Here is a 15,645-nt window from a genome sequence, read left to right as displayed (position 1 = left end):
TGTTGCGAGCCTCCTCGGCCCTCTTCAGCGAGCGGCGTGCCAGGAGGCATGTACTTGAAATCGCTCAGCTTTTCTGCTGCGCCCGCGGAGGTCGATCGAAGTTGCAGCGCGAGGTCCGGATCGCCGCTTCAGAATGGAGCGCGTCGAGCGGACGGCCCGCGGGCCCTCGCGCCCCCATTTGCGCGGAGCGGCGCTTCGCGATTGACGCGCTCGCAGCGACGTGGAGAAACGTGGGGCGCGGGGGACGGGCCTGGCGTCGCGCCTCGGATCGCGCTGTGCGTCGCGTCAAGGCTGAGCTCCCTCGCTGGTTGGGGACCGCGCCGACGCTGGAAGGTTCGCCTGACCCGAGCGTTGACCAAGGTCCTTCCTGAGGCCTAGCATTCCTGCACCGCTCTCTTTCCCGCATCGTTACCGCTGCTCCGCACAATGACCGTTGCCACCTACGCCGCCGCACAGCTGTTGCGGGTGCTTCCGCGAGAGCGCATTACCCGGGCCGTTGGCCGCCTCTGCGACGCCAGAGCACCCGCCGCCGTCTTGAACACGGTGGTGAAGCTCTACGCGCGCGCGTACCGCGTCGACATGGACGCCGCCGAGGTGCTGACGAGCCCTTACGAGAGCTTCGACGCGTTCTTCACGCGCAAGCTCCGCGAGGGGATGCGCCCTGTCTGCTCCGATCCCGGAGCCATCACCAGCCCTGCCGACGGACGGGTCGAAGCGATCGGCCCCGTGACCGAGGGCGGGCGGCTGACCATCAAAGGGCAGCCCTACCGCGTGGAAGACCTCGTGGGCGACCCCGCAGAAGCCACGCGCTATGACGGCGGGCAGTTCGCGATCGTCTACCTGTCGCCCCGCGACTACCACCGGGTCCATTCGCCCGTCGCCGGGCGGGTGAGCCTCATCCGCTCGATGCCGGGGGAGCTGTTCCCGGTGAACGCGATCGGCGAACGCCACGTCCCGGGCCTCTTCGCGCGCAACCGGCGCGTCGCGATCGTGATCGACACGGAGCGCCAGGGGCGCGTTACGGTGGTGATGGTGGGCGCGATGATCGTCGGACGGATCACGGTGAGCGCCGTCGACGCGCGCGACGTGCCGCTCGGCCTGCACACGATCTCGCCGGCACTTCCGGTCGCGTGCGGCGAGGAGATCGGCAAGTTCCACCTCGGATCCACCGCGGTCATGTTCGTGGAGCGCGGGGTGGCGCCCCCCTGGAGCAGGGCTCCTGGGCCGATCCTCTACGGCGAGCCGCTGGACGGAGGGGGCCAGCGATGACGAGCGAGCGGCCGCGCAACCCCCTGGCTACGCCCGCCCAGGAAGGCGGCGCCTCCGGAGAGCCCGACGCGCCGCTGCCGGGCGAGGCAGGGAACGCGGCCGCACCGGCGCCGCAGGGAGAGCAGGGCTCGCTCCTCGCGCGAGCGTCCGCTCCACGGCCCGAGCGCTCGCCCAGCGCGCGCCCGCAGCTCGCGACGACGACGCCGCTGCCGCGCCTCGATGTCATCGCGGGCATCGCGGACGGGAGCTCCAGCGGGCAGATCGCGGAGATCCCGGACCTCGATCTCGACCCGCGGATCGCCGGACCGCCCACGGAGCGCTCGCGGCACGGCGCTCCCCTGCCGACGAACCCCAGCTCCAGGCGGTCCTGGCAGTCGCTCGCGACGGAGGTGGAGCGGGCGGCGGAGGTGGAGCGCGGCGAGGGCGCGAAGACCGGGCGACGGCGCTCGCGACGGCTCGTGAACGTGTCTGGAGACGCAGCGCAGCAGGGCGACGATCAGGTCGCCACGCACGACCGCGCCACCGTGCCCGAGGATGCCGCGGCGCAGCGCTCGCGCGACGAGGCGGACGACGACGGGTGGCCTAGCGCCTCCGAGAGGCGGCCCAGCTACCCGACGCTCGATGCCCCCAGGCATCCCAGCGAGCCCGCGCTGGATGGATCCAGGCCCCCCAGCAAGCCGGCGGCGGCGACGGCGGCGGCGGCGAACCTGGCCGAGCTGGTCGCGCCCCGTGCGGTCCCGCGCCCGTCACCGAAATCCTCGAGCATGCCGCCGACGCCGGCGCCGAGCGGACTCATCATCGATCCCGATTCGGTCGCGGTGATCCGGCCGCTGCAGATTGTCAACATCGAGTCGGACCTGCCGCCGGTGCCGCCGGTCACCTTGGCCATCGAGCCCGCCAGACCGCCGCTCTTGACCGATCCGGCGGAGCACGAGTGGCCGCCGCTCCAGTTCAGGATCCGGCCGGACGATGTCCCGACCGGGATGGGCCTCGAGTCGTTCCCGGAAGGCCTCTCCGAGGGCCCGCCGACGGCGCGCGACGCCGCCTTCGACGCCCTCCAGCCGCAGCCTCGAAGGCGGCCCAGGAGGCAGGCCTCGGCGCCGGAGATCGACGCGCACCCCTTGGACTGGCCGCTGGGGGCGGGCGCGGACGAGGTCGCGGAGCTCGAGCCCGAGTCCGAGCCCGTCGCCGAGGCGAAGGCCGAGCTGTCGGGCGCTTCTCCCGCGGGCGGCGAAGGCCAGCAGGCGCAGGGCGACGCGACGCGCATCACCGTGCCGCCGAGGAGCACCGAGGTCGAGCTCGAGGAGGTCGAGCCCGAGCGCGACGCCGAGCTCGCCGACCCGGGCTCGGCCGCGCAGGCCGATCCGCACGCCACGCACCCCAAGAAGCCACCGCCGCCTCCCTTGCCGCCGCGGCGCCCGCGCGCGCAGGCGCTGGCATCGCCGGATCTCGCGACGTTCACGAGCTCGGTGCCGCCGCCGCCCGCGTCGGCGCCGCCCGTGTCGGCGCCTTCGTCGCACGGCGAGCCGTCCGCGTCCGCGCGGCCCGCCGCGGCGCCCGCCGCGGCGCCCGCGGCGAAGCAGGTCGAGCACGATTCCGGCCCCTCGACCGAGCCCGCCGCGCGCCGGAAGCGCCCGTGGTGGGAAGAGCTCTTCGGCGACGACTTCCTGCGCACGCTCGACAAGATCGACAGCAAGGTGGTTCGCCGCGAGGTCGATTTCATCGAGGAGCGGCTCGGCGTCGAGAAGGGCGCGGTGATCCTCGATCTCGCGTGCGGCGCAGGCGGCCACGCGATCGAGATCGCCAGCCGCGGCTACAGCGTCGTCGGCTACGACCTGTCGCTCGCCATGCTCGCCCGCGCCGCCGACGAAGCGCAGGACCGCGGCCAGAAGCTGAACTTCCTCCAGGGCGACATGCGCGAGATGACGTTCGAGGAGACCTTCGACGGCGTCTACTGCTGGTCGACGAGCTTCGGCTACTTCGACGACGAGAAGAACGCGGATGTCCTCGCCCGCATCCGCCGCGCCCTCCGCCCGGGCGGGATGCTCCTGCTCGACATCGTCAACCGCGACTATGTGGCGTCCCGCCAGCCGAGCCTTGTCTGGTTCGAGGGGGACGGCTGCGTCTGCATGGATGAAATGCATGTGGATTTCTTCACGAGCAGGCTCAAGGTGAAGCGCACCGTCATGTTCGAGGACGGCCGCTCGCGCGAGCTCGACTACTCGCTCCGCCTCTACGGGCTGCACGAGCTCGGCAAGGTGCTCCACGAAGCGGGCTTCAAGGTCACCGAGGTGACCGGACACCCTGCGCACCCCGGCGTCTTCTTCGGCTCCGAGTCGCCGCGGCTCATCGTCCTTGCCGAGCGGAGCTGAGGCGCTAGGGCTCCCCGCGAATGAGCTTCGAGGCCGCGATCGCGCGCGCGCTGCCGGGGATCCCGCGCAGCGCCTCCCCCGTCGATCAGATCGCCTACGCCCGCGATCTCTGGCCGCGGCACCACCTCGCGGTGACGGAGGGCCGCATCGCCGAGCACCGGCCCGGGATGATCGTCTGGCCGTCCTCCGCGGAGGAGGTCGCCCAGGTGGTGCGCTTCTGCGCGGACGAGGGGCTCCCCTTGGTGCCTTTCGGGGCGGGCTCGGGCGTGTGCGGCGGCGTGTTGCCGGACGAGCGCACGGTCGTGCTCGACCTCAAGCGGCTCTCCCGCCGCCGCTCGCTCGATCGTCAGGCCCCGTCGGTCGAGGTCGAGGCCGGCGCGCTCGGCATCCGCTTCGAGGAGGAGCTCAACGCCGAGGGCTTCACGCTCGGCCATTTCCCGTCGTCCATCCTCTGCTCGACCGTGGGGGGCTGGGTCGCGGCGCGCAGCGCCGGCCAGTGCTCCGGGCTCTACGGCAAGATCGAGGACATGGTCGCGTCGCTCGAGTGCGTCGTCGGCCGCGGCGAGATCGTCCGCTTCGATCGGCGCGCGCGAGGCCCGGATCTCACGCCGCTCCTCATCGGCAGCGAGGGCGTGCTCGGCGTGGTCACCGCCGCGACGCTCCGGCTGCACCCGGCGCCGCCGGCGCGCGCGTTCGCCGCGTTCTCGTTCCCCAGCGTCGAGGCCGGATGGGACGCGATGCGGGCGATGTTCCAGGCCGGCCTCCGCCCGGCGGTCTCGCGGCTCTACGACCCGTTCGACTCCTTCATGGCCCGGCTGGGCGCCGTGCGCCGGCAGCGCGCCCACGCCGGCGCAGCCGATGAATCCTCCGAGGGGGCGGCCGCTCGGGGGCACGGCGCGCGCGGCCCTGGGGCCGGCGCCGCGGTGCTGCGCGGCCTGCTGCGCGCGCCGGGGCTCCTCAACCAGATCGTCGACGGCGTCGGGTCGCGCGTGCTCCGCGGCGCGACGCTCATCCTCATCTTCGAGGGCACGGCGCGCGCGAGCGCGGACGACCTCGCCCGCGCCGCGGCGATCGCGGAGCGCGGCGGGGCCAGGCCGCTCGGCGAGGAGCCCGCGCGCCACTGGCTCGCGCACCGCTACAGCGTGAGCTACCGCCAGGCGCCCGTGTTCATGGCGGGCGCGTTCAGCGACACCATGGAGGTCGCCGCGCCCTGGTCGCGCCTCGACGGGCTCTACCGCGCGGTGCGCGGCGCGCTCGGGCGCCACGTGTTCGTGATGGCTCACCTGTCCCACGCGTACCCGGACGGCTGCAGCATCTACTTCACCTTCGCTGGCAGCGCGCCGAGCGTCGCGGCGGCCGAGGCGAAGTACGACGCGGCCTGGCGGGCGGCCCTCGACGCCGCGATCGACGCCGGCGGGACGCTCTCGCATCACCACGGGGTCGGCCGGAGCAAGGCGCCACGGCTCGGCGCCGAGCTCGGCCTCGGCGTCGACGTCATCCATGCGCTCCGCGGCGTCTTCGACCCCGCCGGCGTCATGAACCCTGGCAACCTGCTCCCGCGCGAGGCGTCCCCCGCCGCGCGGCGCCCGCTGCCGCCGCCGCCCGCGGCGCCTGTGCTCGACGGCGACTCCATGCTCGTGCACGCCGCCGGTACCGATCGCCTCGGCGACATCGAGCGCGCCCTCGAGCAGCGCGGCCTCACGCTGGCGATCGACTTCAGCGCGACCTCGCCCGAGCTGACGCTCGACGCGTGGATCGCGGCGGGCGCCCCCGGCGCCCCGGATCCGTGGAGCGATCCGGTCGATCACCTCGTCGCCGGGTTCACCGCGCGGCTCGCGTCCGGCGCCGAGCTCGCGGTGCGGCCCGCCCCGCGGCGCGCGGTGGGCCCCGATCTCTTCGCGCTGTTCCTCGGCGTGGGTGGGCGCGTCGGCGCCATCACGTCCGCGCACCTCCGTGCCCACGGCGCGTCGCGGTCCCGCGCCCTGCCGACCGCGCTGGCGAGGCAGCCGTCGCTCCGTGACGACGAGGCGGCGTGGCTCGACGCGGCGGTGAGCGCCGCCCGCGGCGTCCGCTGAGCGCGGTCGGCGCGGCGCTCACTCGGAGCGCGGACGGCGCGGACGGCGTTCAGCCGGGAGGCCAGGCCATCGGCCTTCCACCCATCACGTGGACGTGGATGTGGAAGACCGTCTGGCCGGCGTTCGCGCCGCTGTTCACCACGGTCCTGAAGCCGCTCTCCGCGATGCCGGTGAGCTCTGCGACCCGCCGCGCGGCGAGGAGCAGCCGGCCGAGGACGGCCTCGTCCTCGGCCGTGGCCTGGGCGATGCCCGCGATGTGGCGCTTCGGGATGACGAGCGCGTGCGTGGGCGCCTGCGGGTTCACGTCGTGGAAGGCGATGACGTGCTCGTCCTCGAACACGACCTTCGACGGGATCTCCTTGTTCGCGATCTTGCAGAAGATGCACATGGCCGCCTCCTACTCCCAGGGTGCTTGCGAGTCACGCCGCGCCCGGTCACGCGGCAGCGCCCTGGTCCCGGGGTCCGGCTCTCCCGGCTCCCCCTCGCCAGGAGACTCCAGCGCTGCGCCGGCCTTCCCCTCGGGCAGCAGCCGGGCGAGCGCGCGCTCGATCCGCGACGTGTCCGCCGGCTCGGGGAGGAGCTCATGCGGCAACGCGGCGCCTGTCGCCGAGCTCGGCGCGGCGCCCCCGCCGCCCGGCTGCTCGGCCCGCGGGACCGCCCCGCGCGCGACCGCGGTGCGGAGCACCGCGAGCTCCAGGGCGTCGAGCGCGGCGGTGCGCTTCAACCCGAGCGACGGCACGTCGTAGGTGAGCAGCGCGCCGCCGCTCGCGGCGGGCGCGAGCCCGGCGCGGTCCGCGCCCGCGACCAGCTGCCGCACGATGCTCCTGAGCAGCGCCGCCCGCCGCCGCACCCGGCGCGCCTCCGGATCGGCGTACAGCGAGAAGAAGCGGTTTCGCGAGAAGGTCGACGGCGCCAGCACGAGCGCGACGAGCAGCGCCTCCAGATCGACGGGCGGCGCCCCTCTCTCGATGGACGGCGCCCCCATCACGTGGCGGGCTCCAGCGCGGGCCCCGAGAGCCCGCCGCGCCGCAGGAGCTCTGCCTGGCGGTGCGTGCGCAGCGCGCCGATGAGCTCGTCGAGGTCCCCTTCGATGATCTTGTCGAGCTTGTGCAGCGTGAGGCCGATCCGGTGATCCGTCACTCGGTTCTGCGGGAAGTTGTAGGTCCGCACCTTCTGCGCCCGCTCCCCCGTGCCGACCATGGTCCTTCGCTCGGCGCTCTGGGCCTCTTCCTGCCGGCGCTGCTCGAGCTCGAGCAGCCGGCTCCGGAGCACCTTCATCGCCTTCGCCTTGTTCTTCAGCTGGGAGCGCTCGTCCTGGCACTTCACGATCATGCCCGTCGGCAGGTGCTTGATCTGCACGGCGCTGTTCGTCGTATTGACGCCCTGGCCGCCGGGGCCGCCCGACGCGGCGATCGAGATCTCCAGGTCCTTGTCGTCGATGTGCACGTCGACCTCGTCGGCCTCGGGCAGCACGGCCACCGTCGCGGTCGAGGTGTGGATCCGCCCCTGCGTCTCCGTCGAGGGGACCCGCTGAACGCGGTGGACGCCGCCCTCGTACCGGAGGTGGGAGTAGACGTCCTGCCCCGTGATCAGCGCCGCGACCTCCTTGTAGCCGCCGGCGGAGGCCTCGCTCAGGTTGAGCACCTCGACCTTCCACCGCTTCGTCTCCGCGTAGCGGCAGAGCATGCGGAAGAGATCGGCGGCGAAGAGCGCCGCCTCCTCGCCGCCCTCGCCGCTGCGGATCTCGATCACGGTGTTCCGCGTGTCGTTGGGGTCCTTCGGGAGGAGGAGCACCTCGAGCTCGGCGGCGAGCCGCTCGCGCTCGATCTCGAGCTCGGGAAGCTCCGCCTGCGCGAGCTCGGACAGGTCGGGATCGCTCAGCGCCTCGCGATCCTCGGCGATGCGCCGCTCGACGTCCCGCAGCCGGGCGAAGGCGGCGACGACGGGCTCGATCTCGGTCCGCTCGCGGTTGAGCCGCTGGAGCTCGGCCGGCGCGGAGAGCACCGCCGGGCTGCACATGAGGTGCTCGAGTTCCTGAAAGCGGCGCTGAACCGCCTCGAGTTTCGCGATAGGTAGCATCTGCAATCCGAAGACGACGCGGGGTTGGACGGCGGCGAGGGGCCCGGCGGAGCCGGCGCGCTAGCCGTGGGCGCCTGCGTAGCCGGGGTCGGCCAGCAGCTTGGAGTAGTCGGCGAACACCCGATCGGGCTGGACTGGAGCGGCCACCGAGGCCTCGCGCCAGAGCGTCGCACGGAGCGACGCGAGGGCGATCTCCAGCTGCGCATCCTCGGGCTCCGCCGTCGTGATCTTCTGGACCAGGAACCCCGGCCAGAGCAGCGCGCGGAGCGGGCCGGTGGTGCAATAACGCGCGAAGATCCGCTGGATCTCGAAGGTGACCGCGGCGATCAGCGGGAGGAACGGCAGCTTCATCAGGAAGAACGTGACGCTCTCGACGAGCCGGCCACCAGGCAGCTTGGGCAGGAGCGCGCCCAGGGACGCCCCGGCCACCGAGAACACCACGATCGACACGAGCGCCACCATGACCAGGAACGTCGTCCCGCAGCGGGGGTGCATGGCCGTCTTCCGGCGCGCGTTCTCGACCTCGAGGACCTCGTGCGCCTCGTAGGTGGAGATCGCCTTGTGCTCGGCGCCGTGGTACTGGAAAACGCGTCGAACCTCGGGGATCTGGCGGATCAGCAGGAGGTAGCCGACGACGATGGCGAGCTTCGCCACGCCGGTGATCGCCTGGAACGCCGGCGACGTGACCTCGAGACCGAGGCCTAGGAGCTTGTTGACCAGCTCGGCGCCGGCCTGGGGCGCCGCCACGAAGAGCAGGACCGCGAAGAGGATCGGGATCATGCCCATCCCTCCTCCCCGCTTCTTCCCCTCTGCGCCGCCGCCCGGCGCGGGGCTGCCCGTGACCTGCGCGGGCTCCACGTCCTGCGCCGCGATCGCCGCCATGCTGAGCGCCAGGGAGGTGAGGTTCACCCCGCCCGCCTGCCCTGCGCTCGGGCGCTTCGACTCCGGCCCCTTGGCCGAGCCCGCCTCCTCGGCCGAGAGATCTTGCTCGTAGAGGTCCGCGGACCAGCGGAGCGCCTGGGATCCCAGGCGGAGCGACTCGACGAGGGTCGCGACCCCCCGCACGAACGGCCAGGTGCGCGGCCCCTTCGAGACGGCGGTCATCGGCTGCTCGCGCACGACGAGCTCTCCCGAGCGGCGCCGGCAGACGATCGCGACCGAGCTCGGCGACCGCATCATGACCCCTTCGATGACCGCTTGGCCACCGATATACGGACGTGCAGGCTGATCGCTCATACGCGTTCCAATCTAGCGCATAACACGGCCAGCGCATCGGCCCGACCGACCAGCGCCGCACAGGTGAATGTGCCGACGTTGTCATGTTCGCGTCCGCCGCGCGCGACGTCTCGGCCGCTCACGCTCCGCGCAGGGCTAGCGGGCGCTAGGCGAACGAACCCATCCGCCACGCCCCGGGCGGGCGCGGCGTGACGGGCGAATCCGGTGAAAGAAGGGATATCGGGCGTAGAGGGACGATCGGCCCGGCTACTTGCCTGCGGTCGCGTACTTCTTGCGGAAGCGGTCGACGCGGCCGGCGACGTCCATGATCTTGTGCTTGCCCGTGTAGAACGGGTGGCAGGCGGAGCAGACGTCGGTGGTGAAGCTGCCGCGGGTGGAGCGGGTCTCGACGACGGCGCCGCACGCGCAGGTGATCGTGGAGGCCTTGTACTCGGGGTGGATGCCGGGCTTCATGGTGAGTCCTTCGGGTGTTGCGAGGGAGGGCGCCTATAGCTCAGCGCGTCTTGGACCGCAAGAAGCCCCTCAGACGCGCCCGCTCTTCTATCTCTCGTCTCGTCCGGTTCTCGTCCGGCCCGCTCGACATCGTTTGCACGAGTTTGCGCGAGTTCGCGCGGATTTGCGCGAAGCCGTGCAGCGAGGTGGCTCTGGCGTTGCCGGCCGAGCCCGCCGCGCTTCCCCCAGGAGCTAGGCCCCCGGCTCGAGACGCTGGCGGTGCGAAGCGCGGACACCTTAGGTGCGGCGCGACCGGGCTCCGGTCAAGGTGCGGGCAGCCCCAGCCCGCGCGCACGGCAATTGCTAGGGGCGGCGTTGACGCTCGGGCGCACATGGTTAGTTTCGCGGTCGCGAGCCAGCGAGCTCGCGAAAACTCGGCGAAAGTATCCGGATTCCCAGCGGTTTTGACGGCTCTGGAGCGGTGGCTCGCGGCAGCTGTCAGCTGAGCCCTGCTGGCCGGTCGGGTCTTCTCGCCCCCCGTGGTCATCAGGCCGTCGCGCAAACAGTTCTCGGAGGGTTCAACGTCATGGGCAAGATCATCGGCATCGATCTCGGCACGACCAACAGCGTCGTCGCGGTGATGGAGGGCAAAGAGCCCAAGGTCATCGTGAATGAGGAGGGCTCGCGCCTCACGCCGTCCGTCGTGGCCTGGGACGACAAGGGCGAGGTGCTCGTCGGGCAGATCGCCAAGCGCCAAGCGGTCACGAACCCCACCAACACCATCTACTCGGCCAAGCGCTTCATGGGTCGCCGCTACGAGGAGGTGCAGGAAGAGGCGAAGCGCGTCCCGTACACGGTCAGCAAGGGCAAGAACAACGACGCCTCGATCGCGGTGCGCGGCAAGCAGATGTCGCCCCCCGAGGTCTCCGCGAAGGTCCTCCAGAAGCTGAAGAAGGCCGCGGAGGACTACCTCGGCGAGAAGGTCACCGAGGCCGTCATCACCGTGCCGGCGTACTTCAACGACTCGCAGCGCCAGGCGACCAAGGACGCGGGCCGCATCGCCGGGCTCGACGTGAAGCGCATCGTCAACGAGCCCACGGCCGCCGCGCTCGCGTACGGGCTCGACAAGAAGAACGAGCAGGTCATCGCCGTCTACGACTTCGGCGGCGGCACGTTCGACATCTCGATCCTCGAGGTCGGCGACAACGTCGTGCAGGTCATCTCGACCAACGGCGATACCCACCTCGGCGGCGACGACGTCGACCACCTCGTGATGGACTGGCTCGCGGCCGAGTTCAAGAAGGACACCGGCATCGACGTCTCGAACGACAAGATGGTCGTGCAGCGGCTCAAGGACGCCGCGGAGCAGGCGAAGATCGAGCTGTCGAACGTGCAGGAGACGACGATCAACCTGCCGTTCTTGACCGCGGACGCCTCGGGGCCGAAGCACCTCCAGAAGCAGCTCACCCGGGCGAAGCTCGAGCAGATGATCCGGCCGCTCATCGACCGCACGCTCGAGCCGACCCGCAAGGCGCTCGCCGACGCGAAGAAGTCGCCGCAGCAGATCGACGAGATCGTCCTCGTCGGCGGCTCGACCCGCATCCCGCTCGTCCAGGAGACGGTCAAGAAGTTCTTCGGCAAGGAGCCCCACAAGGGCGTGAACCCGGATGAGGTCGTGGCCGTCGGCGCCGCGGTCCAGGCGGGCGTGCTCTCGGGCGACGTGAAGGACCTCGTGCTGCTCGACGTCACGCCGCTCTCGCTCGGCGTCGAGACGCTCGGCGGCGTGATGACCGTGATGATCTCGAGGAACACCACGATCCCGACCCAGAAGAAGGAGATCTTCTCGACCGCGACCGACAGCCAGCCCAGCGTCGAGGTCCACGTGCTCCAGGGCGAGCGCACCGAGGCCCGCTACAACCGGACCCTGGGCCGCTTCCACCTCGAAGGGATCATGCCGGCGCCCCGCGGCGTGCCGAAGATCGAGGTGACGTTCGACATCGACGCGAACGGCATCCTCTCGGTCCACGCCAAGGACACGGCCACCGGCAAGGATCAGCGCATCACGATCACCGCGTCGGGCGGCCTGAAGGAGGACGAGATCAACCGGATGGTCAACGAGGCGGCGACGCACGAGGCCGAGGACAAGCGCCGGCGCGAGGAGATCGAGCGGCGCAACAAGCTCGATAACCTCTGCTACACGCTGGAGAAGACGATCAGCGAGAACAAGGACAAGCTGCCGGAGGGCGACGTCTCGGCGCTGAACGGGATCATCGCCGAGGGGCGGTCGGCCATCGAGAAGCAGGACGACGCGGCCGTGAGCGCGGCGCTGGAGAAGCTCGAGAAGGAAGCGCACCGCATCGCGAGCGTCATGTACGAGAAGGCCGGCCCGCCGCAGGACGGCGGCGGCGCCGCGCCCGGCGGCGCGCCGGGAGGCCAGCCGCCGCCCCCCGCCGGCGGCAAGGGGAAGGATTCGGTCATCGACGCGGAGTTCGAAGAGTCGAACTGATCGCCGCGAGGAGCCCGCTCCTCGACGGTGTGCGACGAGCGCGGATTCCTCCGCGCGCGTTCGCCAAGCGGCAAGCGCCAAGCGCAACGAGCGCGGATTCGTCCGCGCTCGTTCGCATTTGGAGCGGCCGCCGCGCGGGGGGCGGCGCATGCAACCGTCGCCTGCGCGGCGCGCTCCTTGGGCGTCGACTCGGATGTCCGGGAGCCGTATAACCGGCGCTCATGCGAACTCTCCTGCCGATCGCCCCCCTGGTCCTGATGGCCGGTTCCCTCGCCTGCGGGCCGTCCCCCGCGCCTGTCGCGCCGACCGCAGGACAAGGCGAGGTCAAGGCCGGGCCTGCCCAGGTCGCCGCCAGCCCAGCGTTCGATCTATCCCCGGTCGCCGAGCCGGCCGACATCGTCGGCGTGCTCCGCTGGAGCAACCCCGCCGCCACGCTGTCGAGCATCGCGACGTGCGCGGGGCTGCCTCCGGCGCTCGCGGAGACGGGCGCGCAGGCGTTCTCCTCGGGTGTGCTGGGCGAGCTCGTGAGCCCTTCCATCGACACGGACCAGCTCGCCACGGTGCTCGCGCTTGACGCGCCGGTGCACCTGATCGTCGCGCTCGATGACAGCTCGAAGCGGGGCAAGCCCGTGGCGGCCGTGTCGTTCGGGCTCACGTCGCTCGAGCGGGCGAGGGGCGCTCTCGAGGCGGGCGCCGCCCTCACCGAGGTGAAGCCCGGCATGTGGAAGATCGGCGGCAAGGAGCCCTCGTCATCGAGCTGCTTCCTCGCCGCGTCCGCCGGCTCGGCGCCCGCGCGGCTCCTCTGCGGCGATCGGGACCGCGACGTGACGGCGCTCGGACCGTACCTCGCGCGCACGCTGCCGACGCTCGCGCCCGAGGCGCGCGATCTCCACGGCGAGGTCCGCTTCGTCCCGCTCAGCACGAAGTTCGGCGGCATGGCGAAGCAGCAGCTCGGCGGGCTCCCGATCCTCGCGCAGAGCCAGCTCTCGATCGGGCAGCCCCAGTTCGACCGGGCGCTCACCGACGCGGCGACCTCCGTTCAGCAGGAGCTCGAGGCGCTCATCAACGACGCGAGCAAGGCGGTCGTCGATCTCCAGGTCGACAACCAGTCCTGCGTGAACCTCACGGCTGCCCTGGAGCTCCGGGGCCAGTCGTCGTGGCTCGCCAAGACGATGGCCGACAGGGCGAACCGCGCCGCGGCCGCGCCGGCGCTGTACTGGCGCGCGCCGAAGGACAGCGCCGGCGCGTTCTTCGACCACGGCTACGACCCGGCGCACTACGGCGGCATCCTGAAGACGCTGCGCGAGATGCTCGAAGGGTGGCTGGAGAAGGAGAAGATCGGCAAGCCCGCCGATCGCAAGGCGCTCGCCGACCTCCTCGCGCTGCCGATCGACCAGGGGCCGAGCGTGTCCGCCCACGGGTACCCGGACGCGCCTCCTGCCGCTGCCCAGGCCGGAAAGCCGACGCCGAACGAGGCGCTCGACAAGATGATGGGGGGCTTCGTCGGCTGGAACCTGTTCGGGTTCGAGGAGGCGCCCGACGCGCTCATCAAGTACGTGAAGAACGCCGTCACCGCCTACAACACGCCCGGGCTGCGCAAGCGGCTCCCGGAGATCGACATCGATCCGAAGGATCTGCCGACGGTCAAGACGGTTCAGGCGCCGAAGGAGCTCGGGAAGTCGTCGCTCGCCGTCGAGATCCAGATCGTCCGCGATCTACCGCCGCTCGACGGCGACGCGGGCTCGACCCCCGCCGCCAAGGGCAAGCAGAAGCCCAAGCTGACGATGACGCTCCACCTCCTCGTCATGGGCGAGGAGAAGACGACGTGGGTCGCCTTCGGACACGACAAGGGCGACCTGCTGAGGCGACTCGCCACGGTGAAAGCGGGCGCGCCCGCCGCAGCGACGCTCGCGTCACGTCCGGGGCTCGAGAAGCTGAAGACCGGGAAGTTCGCCTGGGGTGGATTCTCGACGCTCGCCCCGATCACCCGCACGTTCCAGAGCGTGCTCTCGACGCTGGATCAGCCCGGCGCGGCGCCGGTGGCGCTGCCTCAGGAAGCTCGAATCTTCGGCGAAGCGCTGGCAAAGCTCCCCCACAAAGGGGAAGGGCTGATGTTCGTCACGACCCAGCAGCAGGGCGGCGCGGCGCCGCGGGCCGAGATTTCTATCAACGTGTCGAAGCCCGTGCTCGAGGACATCGGCGCGCTGGTCGCGGCAGGGCTTCGAATGGCCGGCATCACGAAGCCATAGGCTCGTGGATGCGCTATCACCACAGCCAGTAAGCTGGCGCGGCTGCTCCTGCTCGTTCGTGTTCCCTGGTCACCACGCCGCGCGTGCTTCGTCCGCCCACGTTCAAGATCGGTACGCGAATTGCCACCGAAAATATGAGAGGAAACAATGAACAACCGTGAAGGTGCGAGTCGCGACGGAATGAGCCCGGCGCGGCCAGAGACGTCCGCCACGACGGCAGCCGCCATGCCGAGGCCGCCCGTGCGCCACGCGGCGCCCGAAACGGACGACTCCGATCTGCCGGACCTGACGCCGGAGCAGCTCGACGAGCTCAGGCAGGCGCTCGAGGAGCGCCGGGCGAGCCTCGTCGCCAACATCGATGAGCGGCAGCACGCAGAGCGCGACATCTCGCGCGAGGTGGGCGACGAGATGGACGAGGCCAACGCCGAGGGCGCGACGTCGCTGACGTCGAAGCTCCTGGAGCGCGATGTCCGCGTGCTCGCCGAGATCGACCGTGCTCTCGCGAAGATGAAGGAGGGGAGCTACGGGATGTGCGAGGGCACCGGCGAGCCCATCGGTTACCGCCGCCTCAAGCTGCGTCCCTGGGCGCGCTACAGCGTCGCGTACCAGGAGCAGATCGAGCGCGAAGAACGGACCGGCGGCGGCGCCTGATCGCTCCCCGCCAGCAGGCACCGCACGTCCCTCCCCGCCAGCGCGGGCGAGAGGCGTGCGGCCTGCGTTAGCGGAGGCGCATGTCCGCGGGAGCGCTCGAGCTCGTGCCGAGCGCTCTGGTCCGCGCAGCGGTCACACGCACGAGCAGGACCCGCGCGACGAGGCACCTCATCCGCCCATCCGCTGGATGAACGGGACGATGCGCTCGACGAAGGGCTGCTTGTGATAGCGGTCGAACTCCGCCCAGGTGCAGAGCGTCCGCGGATCCTTCACGCGATCGACGAAGAGCACGCCGTCGACGTGATCCTTCTCGTGCTGGAAGGTGCCCGCTGACAGCCCGCGCACGATGCGATCGATCGGCCTCCCGTCGCGATCCAGGCCGGTGAGCCGGATCTCGGTGGTGCGGTCGACAACACCCCTCAGGTTCGGGACGCTCAGGCACCCTTCGTAGTTCTCGAACGTCTCCTGCGTGAGCGGCTCGATCACCGGATTGACCACGACAGTGAGCGGGATGTTCGGCTTGTACGGATAACGGGGGTTGTTCTGCACCTCGACCGCGAAGATGCGCACCGGCACATGGACCTGGGTGGCGGCGATGCCCGCGCCGTTCGCGTCGCGCATCGTCTCCACCAGATCGTCGATGAACGCCTGCATCGCAGGGGAGGAGAGCTCTTCTGGCGTGACCTCACGCGCTCGCTGCCTGAGGACAGGGTTGCCGATGTGGGCGATTTTCAGGAGCGTCACGCGGCGATCGTACCATGGACGCGCGCCGTCGG

Annotated in this window: 12 protein-coding genes; 6 read left to right on the top strand and 6 right to left on the bottom strand. The window is 71.3% G+C overall.

Annotated features, from left to right (window positions below; genetic code table 11):
• The first annotated feature begins 426 nt into the window (after positions 1 to 426).
• The 3 genes from asd to WMF39_RS48855 are packed head-to-tail and all read left to right on the top strand — an operon-like array spanning position 427 to position 5,716.
• The gene (gene asd, locus WMF39_RS48865; RefSeq protein WP_437743284.1) at positions 427 to 1,269 is read left to right on the top strand and encodes an archaetidylserine decarboxylase; all 843 of its coding nucleotides are present in this window, start codon (positions 427 to 429) and stop codon (positions 1,267 to 1,269) included.
• Complete coding sequence (locus WMF39_RS48860) at positions 1,266 to 3,641, top strand: methyltransferase domain-containing protein (RefSeq protein WP_437743283.1); 2,376 nt, start codon at positions 1,266 to 1,268, stop codon at positions 3,639 to 3,641. Before asd ends, WMF39_RS48860 begins: the two co-directional genes overlap by 4 nt.
• Before the next feature lie 20 nt (positions 3,642 to 3,661).
• Positions 3,662 to 5,716 carry an FAD-binding protein gene (locus WMF39_RS48855; protein WP_437743282.1) on the top strand — a complete coding sequence of 685 codons (2,055 nt, stop codon included), beginning with the start codon at positions 3,662 to 3,664 and terminating at the stop codon, positions 5,714 to 5,716.
• A 49-nt stretch (positions 5,717 to 5,765) separates the two neighbouring features.
• Here WMF39_RS48855 and WMF39_RS48850 read toward each other — a convergent pair whose 3' ends face one another.
• From WMF39_RS48850 to rpmE, 5 genes are all read right to left on the bottom strand, one after another.
• The gene (locus WMF39_RS48850; RefSeq protein ID WP_437743281.1) at positions 5,766 to 6,104 is read right to left on the bottom strand and encodes a histidine triad nucleotide-binding protein; all 339 of its coding nucleotides are present in this window, start codon (positions 6,102 to 6,104) and stop codon (positions 5,766 to 5,768) included.
• A gap of 9 nt (positions 6,105 to 6,113) precedes the next feature.
• Positions 6,114 to 6,701 carry a hypothetical protein gene (locus tag WMF39_RS48845; protein WP_437743280.1) on the bottom strand — a complete coding sequence of 196 codons (588 nt, stop codon included), beginning with the start codon at positions 6,699 to 6,701 and terminating at the stop codon, positions 6,114 to 6,116.
• Entirely contained in the window at positions 6,701 to 7,795 is a 1,095-nt protein-coding gene (gene prfA / locus WMF39_RS48840) for a peptide chain release factor 1 (protein WP_437743279.1), read from the bottom strand. The genes WMF39_RS48845 and prfA overlap by 1 nt, the downstream gene beginning before the upstream one ends.
• Before the next feature lie 60 nt (positions 7,796 to 7,855).
• Positions 7,856 to 9,031: a DUF1385 domain-containing protein gene (locus WMF39_RS48835; RefSeq protein ID WP_437743278.1), complete on the bottom strand. Its 1,176-nt coding sequence runs from the start codon at positions 9,029 to 9,031 to the stop codon at positions 7,856 to 7,858.
• 246 nt (positions 9,032 to 9,277) lie between these two features.
• Positions 9,278 to 9,484, bottom strand: a complete 207-nt coding sequence (rpmE, locus tag WMF39_RS48830; RefSeq protein WP_012241637.1) for a 50S ribosomal protein L31 — start codon at positions 9,482 to 9,484, stop codon at positions 9,278 to 9,280.
• A gap of 565 nt (positions 9,485 to 10,049) precedes the next feature.
• Here rpmE and dnaK point away from each other — a divergent pair.
• From dnaK to WMF39_RS48815, 3 genes are all read left to right on the top strand, one after another.
• Positions 10,050 to 11,969 (top strand): molecular chaperone DnaK, encoded by a 1,920-nt coding sequence (gene dnaK / locus WMF39_RS48825; RefSeq protein ID WP_437743277.1) that lies wholly within the window; start codon positions 10,050 to 10,052, stop codon positions 11,967 to 11,969.
• Positions 11,970 to 12,190: 221 nt separating this feature from the next.
• Entirely contained in the window at positions 12,191 to 14,218 is a 2,028-nt protein-coding gene (locus WMF39_RS48820) for a hypothetical protein (protein WP_437743276.1), read from the top strand.
• Positions 14,219 to 14,443: 225 nt separating this feature from the next.
• Positions 14,444 to 14,869, top strand: coding sequence for a TraR/DksA family transcriptional regulator (locus WMF39_RS48815; RefSeq protein ID WP_437743275.1), 426 nt, complete (start codon positions 14,444 to 14,446; stop codon positions 14,867 to 14,869).
• Positions 14,870 to 15,037: 168 nt separating this feature from the next.
• Here WMF39_RS48815 and def read toward each other — a convergent pair whose 3' ends face one another.
• Positions 15,038 to 15,613, bottom strand: coding sequence for a peptide deformylase (def, locus tag WMF39_RS48810; protein ID WP_437743274.1), 576 nt, complete (start codon positions 15,611 to 15,613; stop codon positions 15,038 to 15,040).
• Between the last annotated feature and the right edge of the window lie 32 nt (positions 15,614 to 15,645).

This window comes from Sorangium sp. So ce1504, from assembly GCF_051521635.1.
GTDB lineage: Bacteria > Myxococcota_A > Polyangia > Polyangiales > Polyangiaceae > Sorangium > Sorangium cellulosum_B.
The sequence above is the reverse complement of the archived record's forward strand: the minus strand, read 5'-3'. Positions and strand labels throughout refer to the sequence as shown.

Excerpts from the sequence above, each read along its gene's own strand:
- asd (WP_437743284.1), top strand. The coding sequence starts at position 427 with ATGACCGTTGCCACCTACGCCGCCGCACAGCTGTTGCGGGTGCTTCCG.
- WMF39_RS48845 (WP_437743280.1), bottom strand. The coding sequence starts at position 6,701 with ATGGGGGCGCCGTCCATCGAGAGAGGGGCGCCGCCCGTCGATCTGGAG.
- prfA (WP_437743279.1), bottom strand. The coding sequence starts at position 7,795 with ATGCTACCTATCGCGAAACTCGAGGCGGTTCAGCGCCGCTTTCAGGAA.
- WMF39_RS48820 (WP_437743276.1), top strand. The coding sequence starts at position 12,191 with ATGCGAACTCTCCTGCCGATCGCCCCCCTGGTCCTGATGGCCGGTTCC.
- WMF39_RS48850 (WP_437743281.1), bottom strand. The coding sequence starts at position 6,104 with ATGTGCATCTTCTGCAAGATCGCGAACAAGGAGATCCCGTCGAAGGTC.
- rpmE (WP_012241637.1), bottom strand. The coding sequence starts at position 9,484 with ATGAAGCCCGGCATCCACCCCGAGTACAAGGCCTCCACGATCACCTGC.
- dnaK (WP_437743277.1), top strand. The coding sequence starts at position 10,050 with ATGGGCAAGATCATCGGCATCGATCTCGGCACGACCAACAGCGTCGTC.
- WMF39_RS48835 (WP_437743278.1), bottom strand. The coding sequence starts at position 9,031 with ATGAGCGATCAGCCTGCACGTCCGTATATCGGTGGCCAAGCGGTCATC.
- WMF39_RS48855 (WP_437743282.1), top strand. The coding sequence starts at position 3,662 with ATGAGCTTCGAGGCCGCGATCGCGCGCGCGCTGCCGGGGATCCCGCGC.
- WMF39_RS48860 (WP_437743283.1), top strand. The coding sequence starts at position 1,266 with ATGACGAGCGAGCGGCCGCGCAACCCCCTGGCTACGCCCGCCCAGGAA.
- WMF39_RS48815 (WP_437743275.1), top strand. The coding sequence starts at position 14,444 with ATGCCGAGGCCGCCCGTGCGCCACGCGGCGCCCGAAACGGACGACTCC.